The organism is Micromonospora sp. NPDC051300, assembly GCF_044455315.1.
Classification (GTDB): Bacteria; Actinomycetota; Actinomycetes; order Mycobacteriales; family Micromonosporaceae; genus Micromonospora; species Micromonospora robiginosa.
This window is the reverse complement of the sequence record NZ_JBITEP010000006.1, coordinates 82,146-98,475: the sequence shown is the minus strand read 5'-3', so window position 1 is coordinate 98,475 and position 16,330 is coordinate 82,146. Positions and strand designations below refer to the sequence as shown.

General features: G+C 72.7%; 15 protein-coding genes. 6 read left to right on the top strand and 9 right to left on the bottom strand.

From position 1 onward, the window contains the following. Positions 1 to 22 precede the first annotated feature (22 nt). The 4 genes from ACIA5A_RS08990 to ACIA5A_RS08975 form a co-directional block, all read right to left on the bottom strand. Positions 23 to 2,056, bottom strand: a complete 2,034-nt coding sequence (locus tag ACIA5A_RS08990) for an ABC transporter ATP-binding protein (RefSeq protein ID WP_396758357.1) — start codon at positions 2,054 to 2,056, stop codon at positions 23 to 25. Continuing rightward, positions 2,053 to 3,786, bottom strand: coding sequence for an ABC transporter ATP-binding protein (locus ACIA5A_RS08985; RefSeq protein ID WP_396758354.1), 1,734 nt, complete (start codon positions 3,784 to 3,786; stop codon positions 2,053 to 2,055). Before ACIA5A_RS08985 ends, ACIA5A_RS08990 begins: the two co-directional genes overlap by 4 nt. Beyond that, positions 3,780 to 4,301: a MarR family winged helix-turn-helix transcriptional regulator gene (locus ACIA5A_RS08980; protein ID WP_396758800.1), complete on the bottom strand. Its 522-nt coding sequence runs from the start codon at positions 4,299 to 4,301 to the stop codon at positions 3,780 to 3,782. The genes ACIA5A_RS08985 and ACIA5A_RS08980 overlap by 7 nt, the downstream gene beginning before the upstream one ends. A 62-nt stretch (positions 4,302 to 4,363) precedes the next feature. Next, positions 4,364 to 4,882, bottom strand: coding sequence for a MarR family winged helix-turn-helix transcriptional regulator (locus ACIA5A_RS08975; RefSeq protein ID WP_396758352.1), 519 nt, complete (start codon positions 4,880 to 4,882; stop codon positions 4,364 to 4,366). Between the two features lie 56 nt (positions 4,883 to 4,938). Here ACIA5A_RS08975 and ACIA5A_RS08970 point away from each other — a divergent pair, with 56 nt between their 5' ends. Beyond that, positions 4,939 to 6,558 (top strand): MFS transporter, encoded by a 1,620-nt coding sequence (locus ACIA5A_RS08970; RefSeq protein WP_396758349.1) that lies wholly within the window; start codon positions 4,939 to 4,941, stop codon positions 6,556 to 6,558. A 63-nt stretch (positions 6,559 to 6,621) separates the two neighbouring features. On the opposite strand, the gene ACIA5A_RS08965 is transcribed toward ACIA5A_RS08970, so the two are convergent. Further along, the gene (locus ACIA5A_RS08965) at positions 6,622 to 7,065 is read right to left on the bottom strand and encodes a DoxX family membrane protein (protein WP_396758346.1); all 444 of its coding nucleotides are present in this window, start codon (positions 7,063 to 7,065) and stop codon (positions 6,622 to 6,624) included. Positions 7,066 to 7,150: 85 nt separating this feature from the next. Between ACIA5A_RS08965 and ACIA5A_RS08960 the strand changes: the two genes are divergently transcribed. Continuing rightward, a complete protein-coding gene (locus tag ACIA5A_RS08960; protein WP_396758343.1) occupies positions 7,151 to 7,699 on the top strand; it encodes a TetR/AcrR family transcriptional regulator in 549 nt (182 codons plus the stop codon). Between the two features lie 4 nt (positions 7,700 to 7,703). On the opposite strand, the gene ACIA5A_RS08955 is transcribed toward ACIA5A_RS08960, so the two are convergent. Then, the gene (locus tag ACIA5A_RS08955) at positions 7,704 to 9,143 is read right to left on the bottom strand and encodes a GuaB1 family IMP dehydrogenase-related protein (protein ID WP_396758340.1); all 1,440 of its coding nucleotides are present in this window, start codon (positions 9,141 to 9,143) and stop codon (positions 7,704 to 7,706) included. A 119-nt stretch (positions 9,144 to 9,262) separates the two neighbouring features. Continuing rightward, entirely contained in the window at positions 9,263 to 11,017 is a 1,755-nt protein-coding gene (locus ACIA5A_RS08950; RefSeq protein WP_396758337.1) for an acetyl/propionyl/methylcrotonyl-CoA carboxylase subunit alpha, read from the bottom strand. 133 nt (positions 11,018 to 11,150) lie between these two features. Between ACIA5A_RS08950 and ACIA5A_RS08945 the strand changes: the two genes are divergently transcribed. The 4 genes from ACIA5A_RS08945 to ACIA5A_RS08930 all read left to right on the top strand — a co-directional run bounded on the left by ACIA5A_RS08945 (position 11,151) and on the right by ACIA5A_RS08930 (position 14,997). Next, positions 11,151 to 11,744 (top strand): PadR family transcriptional regulator, encoded by a 594-nt coding sequence (locus ACIA5A_RS08945; protein WP_396758797.1) that lies wholly within the window; start codon positions 11,151 to 11,153, stop codon positions 11,742 to 11,744. A gap of 94 nt (positions 11,745 to 11,838) precedes the next feature. Continuing rightward, positions 11,839 to 12,798 carry an ATP-binding cassette domain-containing protein gene (locus ACIA5A_RS08940; RefSeq protein ID WP_396758334.1) on the top strand — a complete coding sequence of 320 codons (960 nt, stop codon included), beginning with the start codon at positions 11,839 to 11,841 and terminating at the stop codon, positions 12,796 to 12,798. A gap of 17 nt (positions 12,799 to 12,815) precedes the next feature. After that, positions 12,816 to 13,571 (top strand): ABC transporter permease, encoded by a 756-nt coding sequence (locus ACIA5A_RS08935; protein ID WP_396758331.1) that lies wholly within the window; start codon positions 12,816 to 12,818, stop codon positions 13,569 to 13,571. Between the two features lie 103 nt (positions 13,572 to 13,674). Continuing rightward, positions 13,675 to 14,997: an MFS transporter gene (locus ACIA5A_RS08930; protein ID WP_396758329.1), complete on the top strand. Its 1,323-nt coding sequence runs from the start codon at positions 13,675 to 13,677 to the stop codon at positions 14,995 to 14,997. Positions 14,998 to 15,005: 8 nt separating this feature from the next. Here the strand turns inward: ACIA5A_RS08930 and ACIA5A_RS08925 are convergent, their stop codons facing one another. Continuing rightward, positions 15,006 to 15,659: an O-methyltransferase gene (locus ACIA5A_RS08925; RefSeq protein WP_396758326.1), complete on the bottom strand. Its 654-nt coding sequence runs from the start codon at positions 15,657 to 15,659 to the stop codon at positions 15,006 to 15,008. A 9-nt stretch (positions 15,660 to 15,668) separates the two neighbouring features. After that, positions 15,669 to 16,325, bottom strand: coding sequence for a Maf family protein (locus tag ACIA5A_RS08920; protein ID WP_396758323.1), 657 nt, complete (start codon positions 16,323 to 16,325; stop codon positions 15,669 to 15,671). Positions 16,326 to 16,330 lie beyond the last annotated feature (5 nt).

Here is a 16,330-nt window from a genome sequence, read left to right as displayed (position 1 = left end):
CGAAGCTGTCGCGGGGTCCACGTCAGTTCCCGACCGGTGCGCCGGCGGGGCGCGTACCGGCCGGCGCCGGCACCTCGTCGGAGATCACCGCGCCGGTGAACTGCGCCCGGTAGAGCCGGGCGTACGCCCCGCCGGCGGCGACGAGCTGGTCGTGGGTGCCCTGCTCGACGATCCGGCCGCGCTCCATCATCAGGATCAGGTCGGCGTCGCGGATGGTGGAGAGCCGGTGCGCGATGACGAAGCTGGTCCGGTCGGAGCGCAGCGCCGCCATGGCGCGTTGCAGCAGCACCTCGGTCCGGGTGTCCACCGAGCTGGTCGCCTCGTCCAGGATCAGCAGCGACGGCTCGGCCAGGAATGCCCGGGCGATGGTTATGAGCTGCTTCTCGCCGGCGCTGACGTTGCTGCCCTCCTCGTCGATCACGGTGTCGTAGCCGTCGGGCAGGCTGCGCACGAACCGGTCCACGAAGGTGGCCTGCGCGGCGGCCAGGATCTCCTCCTCGGTGGCGTCCGGCCGCCCGTAGGCGATGTTGTCCCGGATGGTGCCGCCGAAGAGCCAGGTGTCCTGCAGCACCATGCCGATCCGGCCGCGCAGGTCGTCCCGGCGCATCGTGCTGATGTCCACCCCGTCCAGGGTGATCCGTCCGGCGTCCAGCTCGTAGAAGCGCATGACCAGGTTGACCAGGGTCGTCTTGCCGGCACCGGTGGGGCCGACGATGGCCACCGTGTGCCCGGGCTCGGCGACCAGCGAGAGGTCGTCGATCAGCGGCTTCTCCGGGTCGTACCGGAAGGAGACCTGCTCGAACTCGACGCGGCCGTGCGGGTCGGTGATCCGGGCCGGCTCGGTCGGGTCGGCGCTCTGCTCGTCGGCGTCGAGCACGGCGAACACCCGTTCGGCCGAGGCCACCCCGGACTGCAGCAGGTTGGCCATCGACGCGACCTGGGTCAGCGGCTGGGTGAACTGCCGCGAGTACTGGATGAACGCCTGCACGTCGCCGAGGCTCATCGCGCCGGAGGCCACCCGGAGGCCGCCGACCACCGCGATCGCGACGTAGCTGAGGTTCCCGATGAAGAACATCGCCGGCATGATGATCCCGGAGACGAACTGGGCGCCGAAGCTGGCCTTGAACAGCTCCTCGTTCTTGGCGTGGAAGGCGGCCTCGACCTCCTTCTGCCGGCCGAACACCTTGACCAGCTCGTGCCCGGTGTACGCCTCCTCGATCTGGCCGTTCAGCTCGCCGGTGTGCTTCCACTGGGCGATGAACTTGCCCTGCGACCGCTTGGCGATCCGGCCGGTGACGATCACCGAGAGCGGCACCGCGACAAGCGCGACGACCGCCAGCAACGGCGAGATCCAGAACATCATCCCGAGTACGCCGACGACGGTGAGCAGCGACGTGAGCAACTGGCTCAGCGTCTGTTGGAGCGTCTGCGACACGTTGTCGATGTCGTTGGTGACCCGGCTCAGCAGTTCCCCGCGCGGCTGCTTGTCGAAGTAGGGCAGCGGCAGCCGGTTGAGCTTGTGCTCCACGTCGGCGCGCAGCTTCAGCACGGTGCCCTGCACCACGCCGTTGAGCACCCAGCCCTGCGCCCACTGGAGGATGCTCGCGCCGATGTAGAGCACCACCGCGAACGCCAGCACCCGGCCCAGCGCGTCGAAGTCGATGCCCACGCCGGGGATCACGTCCATCCGGGCCAGCATGTCGGCGAAGTTGCCGTTGCCCTCGGCGCGGGCCGCCTGCGCCGCCGCCTCGGTGGTGGTGCCGGGCGGGAGCTGCCGCCCGATCACCCCGCTGAAGATGATGTCGGTGGCGTGGCCGAGCACCTTCGGCCCGACGACGCTGAGCCCGACGCTGGCCAGGGCCAGCGCGAGCACGCCGGTGAGCCGGAGCCGGTACGGACGCAGCCGTCCCAGCAGCCGGCGTGCCGACGGCCCGAAGTTCATCGCCTTCTCGGCCGGCATGCCCATGCTCATGTGCGGCGGGCCGCCCGGTCGCCGCCCGCCCGGCGGCAGCCGCGTCGGCTCCGCCTTCTGCTGCTGGGGCACGGCCTGTTTCATGCGGTCACCCCCGCAGTCTGCTGGGACGCCACGATCTCGGCGTACGTGGGGCAGTCGGCGAGCAGTTCCTCGTGTCGTCCCATCCCGACGACACCCCCGTCCTCGAGCACGATGATCTGGTCGGCGTCGACGATCGTGGAGACCCGCTGGGCCACGATCACCACCGCCGCGTCCGCGGTGACCGGTTTGAGGGCGGCCCGCAGCCGGGCGTCCGTGCCGAGGTCGAGCGCGGAGAAGGAGTCGTCGAAGAGGTAGATCTCCGGTTTGCGTACCAGCGCGCGGGCGATGGCCAGGCGTTGCCGCTGGCCGCCCGAGACGTTCGTGCCGCCCTGCGCGATCGGCGCGTCCAGCCCGCCGGGCATCTCGCTCACGAAGTCGCGCGCCTGGGCGATCTCCAGGGCCGCCCACAGGTCCGCGTCGGTGGCCTCCGGGTTGCCGTAGCGCAGGTTGCTCGCCACCGTGCCGCTGAACAGGTACGGCCGCTGCGGCACCAGCCCGATCCGCCGCCACAGCTCGTCCGGGGCCAGCTCCCGCACGTCCACGCCGTCGACCAGGACCGCGCCGGCGGTCGGGTCAACCAGCCGGGGGATCAGCGTCAGCAGCGTGGTCTTGCCGGCGCCGGTGGACCCGATGATCGCCGTGGTGCGGCCCGGGTGGGCGCGGAACGAGATGTCGTGCAGCACCGGGGCGGTGGCGCCGGGGTACTGGAAGCCGGCCCCGCGCAGCTCCAGCTCGCCGTGGCCGGTGACCTCGGTGACCGGGTCGGACGCCGGCACCACCGACGACTCGGTGTCCAGCACCTCCTCGATGCGTTCCGCGCAGACCGCGGCGCGGGGCACCATCATCAGCATGAAGGTGGCCATCATGACCGCCATCAGGATCTGCATCAGGTAGGCCAGGAACGCGGTCAGCGCGCCGATCTGGATCTGACCGGAGTCGACCCGGCCGGCGCCGAACCAGAGCACCGCGACGCTGGAGACGTTGAGCACCAGCATCACGATCGGGAAGATCAGCGCCTGGAGCCGGCCGATGCGCAGCGCGGTCGCGGTCAGCTCGGTGTTGGCCACCCGGAAGCGGTCCGTCTCGTACGGCTCGCGGACGAAGGCCCGGACCACCCGGATGCCGGTGATCTGCTCGCGCAGCACCCGGTTGACGGTGTCGATGCGGGTCTGCATGAGCCGGAAGCCCGGCACCATCCGGCGGATGATCAGGCCCAGCGCGACGGCCAGCACCGGTACGCAGATCAGCATCAGCCAGGAGAGCCCGACGTCCTCGCGCAGCGCCATCACCACGCCGCCCACGCTCATGATCGGCGCGGCCACCAGCATGGTGCAGCTCAGCAGCACCAGCATCTGCACCTGCTGGACGTCGTTGGTGTTGCGCGTGATCAGCGACGGCGCGCCGAAGCGGGCGACCTCGCGGGCGGAGAAGCGGTTGACGTGCCCGAAGATGGCTGCCCGGACGTCCCGGCCGAAGCCCATCGCGGTCTTCGCGCCGAGGTAGACGGCGGCGATCGAGCAGGCGATCTGGAGCAGGCTGACCACCAGCATCCACCCGCCCGTCCGCAGGATCTCGTCGGTGTCGCCGCGGGCGACGCCGCGGTCGATGATGTCGGCGTTCAGGCTGGGCAGGTAGAGCGAGGCCATCGTGCCGACGAACTGGAACGCCACCACGGCGGCCAGTAGTCGTCGGTACGGGCGTAGGTGTGTGCGGAGCAGGCGGATCAGCACGGATGTCTCCCCGTTGGCGACTCGGTGTCGGACTCGCTGTCCCGGTTCAACCGACGGAGGTCCCCGTCGGACATGCCGGTGATGATTTCGGTCAGGAACTCGCGGATGACCGCCCGCTTGGCCGGGTCGGCGTCGACCGAGGTCAGCGGCCGGTCGCTGTGGATCATGTCGATGATCGCGCGGGCTTGTTCCTGGCCCTTGTCGGTGAGCGTGAGCTGGACCGTGCGCCGGTCCTCGGGGCTGCGCCGGCGGACGACGAAGCCGTCCCGTTCCAGGGTGTCGACGATGCCGGTGAGGGTGGCCGGCCGGACGAAGCACAGCTCCGCCATCTCCCGGTGGGTGACGTCGCCGGAGCGCAGCAGGATCATCAGCACGCGCATGCCGGCGGAGGTGAGTCCGTGGTGCTCGGCCAGGTAGCGCCCCCAGTGCTGCTCGACGACGTGGCCGGCGATGGAGACGAGCCGGCCGAGCGGCGCGTGCTGCAGCGCGTCGGGGAAGCGGACGAGCGGTCCCATGTTCACGGGCGCTAGATTAGCGCCCGAATCATCAGGCCCCAAACTAATTTCTGAGAAGGTCCTCAGTCGGGGTCTGAGCTGGTGCGCCGGGGCGTCGCGGGCTCGTCCGGCGCGGTCGCCACGTACTCGCGCATCACGTCGGCGACCTCGCGCAGGAACGCCGCGGTGGCCTCGGCCTGCTCGGGGGTGAGTCGGGCGACCGCCCGGTCGACGCCGACGAGCATCGGGCGCAGCGCCTCCAGCACCTCGCCGACGGCGTGCTCCGTCACCTGGAGGCTGAGCCGCCGGCGGTCGTGCGGGTGCGGCGCGCGGGCGACGTGGCCGGCCCGCACCAGCCGGTCGACGAGCGTGGTGGCGGACGCGGACCGGATGCCGAGCCGGTTGCCCAGCTCGACCGGGCCCAGCGGTTCGGGGCTGGACACCAGGTGGTCGATGGCCGCGGCGTCGGTCGCGCCGAGGCCCAGCCGGCGGGCCAGCGCGGCCCGGGTGTCCCCGGCGATCCGCAGCACGTCGCGCAGGGCGCGGGCGGCCTCGCTGCTCGGCGGCGGCCCGGCCGCTCCGGTTGACGGCGACCCCTCCACGGGTTAAAGCTAGCATCTCGGGTAGCTAGAAAATCTAGCTAAAGGGGGAGGGCGCAATGCGCAGCGACGGGCGCGGACGCTGGTTCGGGCTGCTCGCCATCAGCCTCGGCGTCGCCATGATCATCGTGGACGCCACCATCGTGAACGTCGCGGTGCCGCAGATCATCCGGGACCTGGAGATCACCGCCACCGACGCCCAGTGGGTCCAGGAGGCGTACACCCTGGTCTTCGCGTCGCTGCTGCTGGTCGCCGGCCGCTTCGCCGACCGGTCCGGGCGGCGGCGGATGTTCGTCGTCGGGGTGAGCGTCTTCGTGGTCGCCAGCGTGCTGGCGGCGGTCGCCGGTTCCGGCGAGGCGCTGATCGGCGGCCGGGTGCTCCAGGGCATCGGCGGCGCGATGATGCTGCCCACCTCGCTCTCCCTGCTCAACGCCAACTTCACCGGCCGGGAGCGGGGCATCGCGTTCGCCGTCTGGGGTTCCACCATCGGCGGCGCGGCGGCGCTCGGGCCGCTGCTCGGCGGCTGGCTCACCACCACGTACTCCTGGCGGTGGGCGTTCGGGATCAACGTCCCGGTCAGCCTCGCCGTGATCGTCGGCACCCTGCTGCTCGTCGCCGAGTCCCGGGACGACCGCGCCGAACGCGGCGTCGACCTGCTCGGCGCGCTGCTCTCCGTGGTCGGCATGACCGGTGTGGTGTTCGCGCTGATCGAGGGCCGCACCTACGGCTGGTGGGAGCGGGAGCGTCCGTTCAGCCTGTTCGGCCTGGACTGGACCGCCTCGATCTCGCCGGTCCCGGTGGCCGCGCTGGCCGGACTCGCCGCGCTCGGGCTCTTCCTGGCCCAGCAGGTCCGCCGCAACCGGGCCGGCCGGCCCGCGCTGCTCGACCTGTCGCTGTTCGGCATCGGCTCGTTCCGCAACGGCATCCTCGCCGCCGCGATCGTCAGCCTGGGCGAGTTCGGCCTGCTCTTCGCGCTGCCACTGTGGTTCCAGAACGTGCTCGGCTACAGCGCCTTCCGCACCGGCCTGGCGCTGCTGCCGCTCGCCGTCGGCAGCTTCCTGGCCAGCGGCATCGGCGCGCCGCTCACCCAGCGCTGGGGCGCCGCCCGGGTGGTGCAGCTCGGCGTCGCCGCCGAACTGGTCGGCGTGGCCGGTCTCGGCCTCGTCGTCGCGCCGGACACCCGCTGGTGGGCGCCGGTGGCGTTCCTCTTCGTCTACGGCGTCGGCGTCGGCCTGGCCACCGCCCAGCTCACCGGCGTCTCCCTGGCCGAGGTGCCGGTGCGACGCAGCGGGCAGGGCTCCGGCCTGCAGAGCACCGCCCGGCAGGTGGGCTCCGCGCTCGGCATCGCGGTGCTCGGCACCGTGCTCTTCGCCGGCCTCGGCGGGCTGCTCGGCGACCGGCTGGCCGACCAGCCCGGCCTCGACCCGGCCGGGCGGGACCAGGTGGTGACCGCGGTGAAGGAGAGCGCCGGCGCGGCGATCACCGGGCTGGCGGCGGACCCGCGTACCGCGCCGATCGCCGAGGAGGCGAAGGAGGCGTTCTCCGACGCCACCCGGTACGCCGCGTTCACCGCCGCCGGTTTCCTGCTGATCGGCCTGCTCGCCTGCCTGCGCCTGGGTGAAAGGAAGGGCCCCCGCTTAACGCATTCGGTAGAGGAGGGGGCCCCTGTTAACACCTGACGCCCAGCACCCCGTCGGCCGGAGCGGGGGAACCGGCCCGGTGGGCGGCGGCCCCGAGCGCGCTCAGTCGCCCAGGGCGACCGCGAGCGCGGCGGCCACGAAGACGACCTGGAGTGCCGTCCGCGCGGCGAGCGGAGTAACCGGCCGGCCGGCGAGTGTCAGCCGCCGGCGGGCGGCCGAGACGTTGGCCGGAAACAAGGCAAGCACCAGCAGTGCCAGGCCGGCGGCCGCCCAGCGCGCGGTCGCCGGCGGCAGCAGGGCGACCGCGCCGGCGAGTTCGAGTACGCCGGTGAGCGTCACCAGCAGGTCCGGCCGGGGAAGCGCCGGCGGGACCATCGCGATCAGGTCGGATCGCCGCGAGGTGAAGTGGGCCGTCCCGGTCAGGAGGAACATCAGCGCCAGGCCGACCCGCAGTGCGGGATGCCAGCCGTCGAGCGCGTCCACGCCGAGAAGGCCGGCGATCCGGGCCACGACGGTGCCGGCGAGAAGTGCGATCAGGGGCGCCACGGGTGATCCCTCCGTCGACATATCTTGTCACCGACAAGATTGCCGCCGTCGATCAATCTTGTCAATGACAAGATATGGTGGGGTCATGACGTCCTCCCGCTCCTACCACCACGGTGACCTGCGCCAAGCGTTGCTCACCGCCGCAGTCGAGGCGATCGCCGAATCCGGGCCGTCCGCGCTGAGCCTGCGCGACCTCGCCCGCCGGGCCGGCGTCTCGCACGCGGCGCCCGCGCATCACTTCGGTGACAAGGCGGGGCTGCTCACCGCGCTCGCCACGCAGGGCTTCGACCTGCTCGGCGAGGCGCTGCGGGCAGCGGGCGACGACTTCCGGGAGAGCGGCGTCGCGTACGTCGTCTTCGCGGTCCGGCACCGCGCGCACTTCGACGTGATGTTCCGTCCGGACCTCTACCGGGCCGACGACCCGGAGCTGCTGGCGGCCCGGGAGCGGACCGGAAAGCTGCTGCGCGGCGGCGTGTCCCGGCACACCGGCCGGGAGCCCGACACGGACGCCCTGGCCGCCTGGTCGATCGCGCACGGCTTCGCCGAGCTGTGGCTGGCCGGCGCCCTCCCTGGCCGGGTGGGCGCCGACCCCGAGCCGGCCGCCCGTGCGGTGGTCGGCCGGCTCTTCTCCTGAACGGTCACCAACTCGTCGGCAACGGCATGCCCTCGGTGTAGCCGGCGGTGCTCTGCACGCCCACCAGCGCCCGGTCGTGGAACTCGTCCAGGGTGCGCGCGCCGGCGTAGGTGAACGCGCTGCGCACCCCGGAGACGATCTCGTCGATCAGATCCTCGACGCCCGGCCGGTTCGGGTCCAGGTACATCCGGGCCGAGGAGATGCCCTCCTCGAAGATCGCCTTCCGGGCCCGGTCGAACACGCTGTCCTCGGCGGTCCGCGCGCTCACCGCCCGGGACGAGGCCATCCCGAAGCTCTCCTTGTAGCGCCTGCCGTCGGCGTCGGTGTAGAGGTCGCCGGGGGACTCGTAGGTGCCGGCGAACCAGGAGCCGACCATCACGTTCGAGGCGCCCGCGGCCAGCGCCAGCGCCACGTCCCGGGGGTGGCGCACGCCGCCGTCGGCCCAGACGTGCCGGCCCAGCGAGCGGGCCGCCGCCGCGCAGTCGAGCACCGCCGAGAACTGCGGACGACCCACCCCGGTCATCATCCGGGTGGTGCACATCGCGCCCGGTCCGACCCCCACCTTCACGATGTCGGCGCCGGCCTCGACCAGGTCGCGTACCCCGTCGGCAGTGACCACGTTGCCGGCCGCGACCGGGACGCCCGGGTCGAGCTTGCGGACCGCCCGCAGCGCCTGCATCATCCGCTCCTGGTGCCCGTGCGCGGTGTCCACGACGAGCGTGTCCACCCCGGCCTCCAGCAGCGCGGCGGCCTTGCCGGTGACGTCGCCGTTGATCCCGACCGCCGCCGCGATGCGCAACCGGCCCCGGTCGTCCACCGCCGGCGTGTAGAGCGTCGCGCGCAGCGCGCCGGCGCGGGTCAGCACGCCGACCAGCCGGCCGTCCGCGTCCACCACCGGCGCGAGCCGCCGCCGGCCCGCCGACAACCGTTCGAATCCGGTACGCGGGTCCGCGTCCGCCGGCACCGTGTGCAGCTCGGTGGACATCACGTGCCGGAGCTGGGCGAACCGGTCCACCCCGACGGTGTCCGCCTCGGTCACCACGCCGACCGGGCGACCACCCTCGTCGACCACGATCACCGCGCCGTGCGCGCGCTTGGGCAGCAGGTGGATGGCGTCGCCGACGGTGTCGGTCGGGCCGAGCGTGATCGCCGTGTCGTGCACCAGGTGTCGCTGCTTGACCCAGCCGACCACGTTCGCGACGACCTCGATCGGGATGTCCTGCGGGATCACCGCGACCGCGCCGCGCCGGGCGACCGTCTCGGCCATCCGCCGGCCGGCGACGGCGGTCATGTTCGCCACCACCAGCGGCACGGTGGTGCCGGTGCCGTCGCCGGAGGACAGGTCGACGTCGAGCCGGGAGCCCACCTCCGAGCGGTTGGGCGCCATGAAGACGTCGTTGTAGGTCAGGTCGTGCGCGGGGACCGCGCCATGAAGGAACCGCACCCGGCCATCATTCCCGCTCCCGGCGCTCCCCGCCGCCGCTGGTGGCCCAGACCACCCGCCGCCCGAGGTGTTAAGAAGGGGCCCCGCCTCTACCGGAGGCGTTAACAGGGGGCCCTTCCTTACCCCTCGATGGTGCAGATGGGGGCGCCTGCGGTGATCACCGCGCCGACCTCGGCGGCCAGGCCGCTCACCGTGCCGGCCTTGTGCGCGTGCAGCGGCTGCTCCATCTTCATCGCCTCCAGCACCACGACCAGGTCACCCTCGGCGACCGTGTCGCCGTCGGCCACGGCGATCTTGACGATGGTGCCCTGCATCGGGGAGGCGAGCGTGTCCCCGCCGACCGCGGCGCCGGCCTTGCCCGTACCGCCCCGGCGGGCCGGCTTGCGCGCGGCGGGCGCCGCGGCCGCCGTACCCGCGCCGAGGCCGGCGGGGAGGACCACCTCGATCCGCTTGCCGGCCACCTCGACCACGACGGTCTCGCGCTCGGCCGGCGCCTCGGCGGCGCCGGCGGCGGCGGTGAAGGCCGGCACGGTGTTGTCGAACTCGGTCTCGATCCACCGGGTGTGCACGGTGAACGGCTCGCTGGTGAACGCCGCGTCCCGGACCACCAGGCGGTGGAAGGGCAGCGCGGTGGCCATGCCGTCGACGACCATCTCGTCCAGCGCCCGGCGGGCCCGCTCCAGCGCCTCGGTGCGCGTCTCGCCGACGATGATCACCTTGGCGAGCAGCGAGTCGAAGTTGCCGCCGATCACGTCGCCGGCCGAGATGCCGGTGTCCACCCGGACGCCAGGGCCGCTGGGCAGCCGCAGCGCGGTGACGGTGCCCGGGGCGGGCAGGAAGTTGCGGCCCGGGTCCTCGCCGTTGATCCGGAACTCGATGGCGTGCCCGCGCGGCGTCGGGTCCTCGGTGATGCGCAGCTTCTCGCCGTCGGCGATGCGGAACTGCTCGCGGACCAGGTCGATGCCGGCGGTCTCCTCGGTCACCGGGTGCTCGACCTGGAGCCGGGTGTTGACCTCCAGGAAGGAGATGGTGCCGTCCGCGCCGACCAGGTATTCCACCGTGCCGGCGCCGTGGTAACCGGCCTCCCGGCAGATCGCCTTGGCGCTGTCGTGGATCTGGGCGCGCTGGGCGTCGGTGAGGAACGGCGCGGGCGCCTCCTCGACGAGCTTCTGGTGCCGGCGCTGGAGCGAGCAGTCCCGGGTGCCGACCACGATCACGTTGCCGTGCTGGTCGGCGAGCACCTGCGCCTCGACGTGGCGGGGCTGGTCGAGGTAGCGCTCGACGAAGCACTCGCCCCGGCCGAACGCGGCGACCGCCTCGCGGGTGGCCGACTCGAACAGGTGCGGGATCTCCTCCATGGTGCGGGCGACCTTGAGGCCGCGACCGCCGCCGCCGAAGGCCGCCTTGATGGCCACCGGCAGACCGTGCTCGGTGGCGAACGCGGTCACCTCGTCGGCGCCGGCCACCGGGTCCGGCGTGCCGGGCACCAGCGGGGCGCCGGCGCGCTGGGCGATGTGCCGGGCGGTGACCTTGTCACCCAGGTCGCGGATCGCCTGCGGGGTGGGGCCGATCCAGGTCAGCCCGGCGTCGAGGACGGCCTGGGCGAAGTCGGCGTTCTCGGAGAGGAAGCCGTAGCCGGGGTGCACCGCGTCCGCGCCGGCCCGGGCCGCCACGTCGATCAGCTTGTCGATGCGCAGGTAGCTGTCGGCGGCGGTGTCGCCGCCCAGGGCGTACGCGACGTCGGCGAGCGTGGCGTGCAGGGCGTCCCGGTCGGAGTCCGCGTAGACGGCGACGCTTGCGAGCCCGGCGTCGCGGCAGGCGCGGATGACGCGGACGGCGATCTCGCCGCGGTTGGCGATGAGGACCTTGCGCACCTTGAGGGCTCCTCCCGGGAGGTCGATGCCGGGAGTGTATCGGCCGGCTTGCTGGCCCTAACGATCGCTCAGTGTGGGATGTCGCACTGTAGTCAAACTTGGCTATTACGCTTGTCCGGTGTCGGCGACGCGAATGATGATTCTGGGCCTGGTCAGGTGGATGCAACCGGTGCACGGCTACGACGTGCGCCGCGAGCTGCTGAGTTGGAGCGCGGACAAGTGGGCCAACGTGCAGCCGGGTTCGATCTACCACGCGCTGCGCAAACTCACCGACGAGGGGCTGCTGCGGACGGTCTCGGTCGAGCAGGTGGGCGCCCGCCCGGCCCGCACCACGTACGAGGTGACGCCGAAGGGTGAGGACGAGTTCGAGACGTTGCTGCGGGGGCAGTGGTGGCAGGTGCACGAGTCGCCGGACCCGTTCGCGGTGGCGTTCTCGTTCCTGCCGGCCCTGCCGCGCGACGAGGCCGCGGCGGCGCTGCGCAACCGGGCCAACCTGCTGCGCGCCGGAGTCGAGTCGATGCGTGCGTCGCTGGACTCCGACTGGGTACGCACCCGCAAGCCGGTGCACGTGGGCTGGATGTTCGAGCTGTGGCTGGCCCGGGCGGAGGCCGAGACGGCGTGGTGCGAGCGGATCGCGGAGCGGATCGAGTCGGGGGTGTCGTACCTGCCCGCGGGGATGGAGCGCGCGGAGGGCTGGTCCGGCTGGACCGACGGAGACACGGAATAATCAACATTGACTAGAAGAGTTATATCGCGTTAGCCTCGACGCGAACCGCTGACCGGCGGCCGGGCGACCCCGGCCCGGACGACCAGGAGCAGAAATGATCGAGACCAGGGGGCTGCGGAAGTCGTTCCGCTCCCGCGCGGGTCGCGAGAAGAAGACCGTGGACGCGGTGCGCGGCGTCAACCTCGACGTCGCCGAGGGGGAGATCTTCGGCTTCCTCGGACCCAACGGCGCCGGCAAGACCACCACCCTGCGGATGCTCGCCACCCTCATCGAGCCGGACGGCGGTCAGGCCACCGTCGCCGGCGCCGACCTGCTCAAGGACCCGGCCGGGGTGCGCCGCCGGATCGGCTACGTGCCCCAGGGCGGCAGCACCTGGGACGAGTCGAGCGCCCGCGAGGAGCTGGTGCTCCAGGCCCGCCTCTACGGCATCTCCAAGGCCGACGCCAACCGGCGCGCCGTCCGCGCGCTGGACGCCTTCCAGCTCAGCGAATACGCCGACCGCAAGTGCAAGACCTACTCCGGCGGCCAGCGCCGGCGGGTCGAGATCGCGCTCGGCATCATCCACGAACCGAAGATCGTCTTCCTGGACGAGCCGACCACCGGCCTTGACCCGCAGAGCCGCGCGCACATGTGGGACGAGATCCGCCGGCTGCGCACCGAGGGGATGACCGTCTTCATCACCACGCACTACCTCGACGAGGCCGACGCGCTCTGCGACCGCATCGCGATCATGGATCACGGCGAGGTGGTCGCGGAGGGCACGCCGACCGAGCTGAAGCGCGAGATCTCCGGCGAGGTGGTGATCGTCGGCCTGGACGCCGCGACCACCCCGCAGGCCGCGCAACTGCTCGACACCGAGGCGTACGTGACCAAGCTGGAGACCGCCGACGAGGGCGGTCTGCGCCTCTACGTCGACGAGGGCGCCGTCGCCATCCCGCAGGTGCTGCGTCGCCTCGACCACGCCGGGCTGGAGCTGCGCTCGATCGAGCTGCACCGCCCCAGCCTCGACGACGTCTTCCTCACCAAGACCGGCCGCTCGCTGCGCGAGTCCTGACCACCGGAGAAGCTGTCATGAAACTCGCCCGCGACACCTGGCTGATCTTCCAGCGCCAGGCGCAACTGCTGCTGCGCAACCCGGTCTGGGTCTTCGTCGGCGTCTTCCAGCCGGTGATGTACCTGCTGCTCTTCGCCCCGCTGCTCAAGCCGGCGCTGAACGCGCCCACCCAGGCCGCCGCCTACAAGATCTTCGTACCCGGCCTGCTGGTGCTGCTGGCCATCTTCGGCGGCCTGTTCCAGGGCTTCGGCCTGATCGCCGAGCTGCGCGCCGGCGTCATCGAACGCTCCCGGGTCACCCCGGTCAGCCGGCTCGCCCTGCTGCTCGGGCGCGCCCTGCGCGACGTGGTCTCGCTCATCGCGCAGGCGGTCATCATCACGCTGCTGGCGCTCCTGTTCGACCTGCGGGTGTTCATCGGCTACCTGCTCCTGGCCTACCTGATGCTCGCCCTCATCGCGCTGATGACCTCGGCCGTCTCCTACGGCGTCGCCCTCAAGGTCAAGAGCGAGGACGCGCTGGCCCCGCTGATGAACACCGTCGCGCAGCCGGTGCTGCTGCTCTCCGGCATCCTGCTGCCGCTCACCTTCGCACCCGGTTGGTTGCAGGGCGTCGCCAAGTGGAACCCGTTCTCCTGGGCGGTCGACGGGACCCGCGCCCTGTTCGGGGGCGACCTGGGCAACGACAAGGTCTGGCAGGGGCTCGGCATCATCGCCGTGCTCGCCGTCGCCGGCGTCGTCTGGGCGGCCCGCCAGTTCGCCCGCAGCGTGAGGTGAAAGGCGGGGCCCCCTTTTAACGCATTCGGTAGAGGAAGGGGCCCCGCTTAACAACCGGGGAGCCCAGGCGGGGTGCCGGTCACGCGCGCGTAGCGTCGGGCCGGTGCCCCGCCTCACCCGTGACCGGACCACCTGGCTGACCTACGCCCAGCTCGGCCTCTGGGGCTTCTTCCTCTACGGGTTCGGCCCGGTCGTACCGCTGCTCCGCGACGAGCAGGGCACCAGCGCCGCGGTGGCCGGCCTGCACAGCACCGGCATCGCGGTCGGCGCGCTGGCCGGCGGCGCGCTCTTCGCCCCGGTCGCCCGCCGCCTCGGACGCGGCGCGGCCGTCTGGCTCGGCCTGGCCGGCGTGGCCGTCGGCGTCACCGCGCTCGGCCTGCTCCGCCCGCTGCCCGCCACCATCGCCGCCGTCGCGGTCGTCGCCACCTTCGGCATGATGGTGATCAGCGGCGTCAACGTGCTGCTCACCGCCCGGCACGGCCCCGCCGCCCCGGCCGCGCTCACCGAGGCCAACGCCGTCTGCGCCGGCATGGGCATCCTGGCGCCGCTGACCATCGGCGTCACCGTCGGCGACGGCCTCGGCTGGCGACCGGTGATGGCCGTCGAGGTCGGGCTGATCGCGCTCGTCGCGCTCACCGCCGTGACCTTCCGGGTACGCCGACCGAAGCGCGCTCCCGCTGCCGCGGCTACCGCCCACCCCGTCGTGGCCCCGGCGGTCCGTTCGGTGCCCGCCGCGGCGGGCATCGTCGCGGTGGCCGGCGGCCCCGACGGCGCGCGCCCGGAGGCCGGGCAGCCCGAGATCCCGGACGGTGCGCGCGCGACGCCCAGCGGCGACGATCAGGGGGTCCGGGCGGGTTCGGGGCGGCTGCCGCGCGCGTACTGGATCGCCTGGGTGTTGATGGCCGTCACCGGGTCGATCGAGGTCTGCCTGTCGCTGTGGACCGCCGACGTGCTCCGCACCCACGCCGGGCTGAGCGCCGGCGGGGCGTCGGCCGCCGTGGCGGCGATCGTCTGCGGCATGTTCGTCGGCCGGCTCGCCGGTGGCCGGGCCGCGCTCCGCTGGTCGCCGGTGCCGCTGCTGCTCGGCGCGTTCACCGTCTCCCTCGCCGGGTTCACGCTGTTCTGGGCGAGCCCGGTCGGCTGGCTCGCGGTGGCCGGTCTGGTCGTGCTCGGCCTGGGCAACGCGCTGCACTACCCGCTGGCGACCGCCATCGCGCTCGCGGTGGCCGGCGGGGCCGCCGACCGGGCGGCGGGCTGGTCGTCGTACTCGATGGCAGTTGGTTTCGGGATCGCACCGGTGGCGCTCGGCCGGGTGGCCGACGGCGTCGGACCGCACGCGGCCTTCCTGCTGCTGCCCGCGTTCATCGTGGTGGCGGTGCTGCTGACCGGGCGGCTGGGGCGAGCGCTGCGCCCCGAGCCGGCGTGACCCCCGGCTCAGCGCACCCGGGCGAGCGTGACCCCGTCGGCGATCGACAGCATGACCGCCTCGACGCGGACGTCCGCGACCACCGCGTCGTTGAACGCGGCGATGGCCCGGTCGTCCGCGTTGCGCGGGGCGAGCACCCGGCCGGCGCGCAGCGTGTTGTCGACCGCGATCACCCCACCGGGACGCATCCGGGGGACCAGCTCGTCCCAGTAGACCGGGTAACCGACCTTGTCGGCGTCGATGAACGCGAAGTCGAGGTGACGCTCCCGGGGCAACTCGCGCAGCGTCTCCGCGGCCGGACCGATGCGCAACTCGATCCGGTCCTCGACCCCCGCCCGGGCCCAGTAGCGCCGGGCCACCCCGGTGTACTCCTCGGAGATGTCGAAGCAGGTCAGCCGGCCGCCCTCGGCCAGCCCACGGGCGATCGCCAGCGAGGACAGGCCGGTGAACGTGCCCACCTCCACCGCCTGCCGCACGCCGAGCAGCCGGGTCAGGAAGGTGAGGAACGCCGCCTGCTCCGGCGCCACCTGCATGTCGGCCTCGGCGGGCAGCGCCGCACGGGTCTCCTCGGCCAACTCCCGGACGACGTCGTCCGGGGCGGACCCGTGGGCCACCAGGTAGGCGTGCAGTTCCGGGGTCAGCGGCAACGGCTTCGTGGTCATGCCCGGACGTTAGCCGAGATGCTCGATCTCCTGGCCCCCCGGCGCGACCTTCGTCCACAGGTCGACCAGGCGCAGCTCCAGGTCGGCGAGGAGCCGGCGCAGCAGCGGCAGGGAAAGCCCCACCACCGTGCCCGGATCACCCTCGATGCCGGTCAGGAACGCGCCGCCCAGCCCGTCGATGGTGAACGCGCCGGCCACCGCCAGCGGCTCGCCGGTCGCGACGTAGGCAGTGATCTCCTCGTCGCTGATGTCGGCGAAGTGCACGGTGGTCGACGCCACCGCCTCGGCGCGCGCCTCGTGCGACACGTCGATCAGGCAGTGCCCGGTGTGCAGGACACCGCTGCGCCCACGCATCCGCTGCCACCGCCGGGTGGCATCGGCCGCGTCGGCCGGCTTGCCCAGGATCTCGCCGTCGAACGCGAGCACCGAGTCGCAGCCGAGCACAAGCGTGCGCTCGTCCGCGGCGGGCCGCAGCCGGCCGAGCACGGCCCGCGCCTTCAGCCGCGCGAGTTCCAGGCAGAGGTCCTCCGCCCGGTCGCTGACCACCTGCGACTCGTCGACGCCGCTGACCAGCACGTCGGGCTCGATCCCGGCGGCCTGGAGCAGCTTGCGGCGGGCAGGACTCTGCGAGGCGAGGACGAGGCGCAACGGCACGGAGGTCGACACCCTTG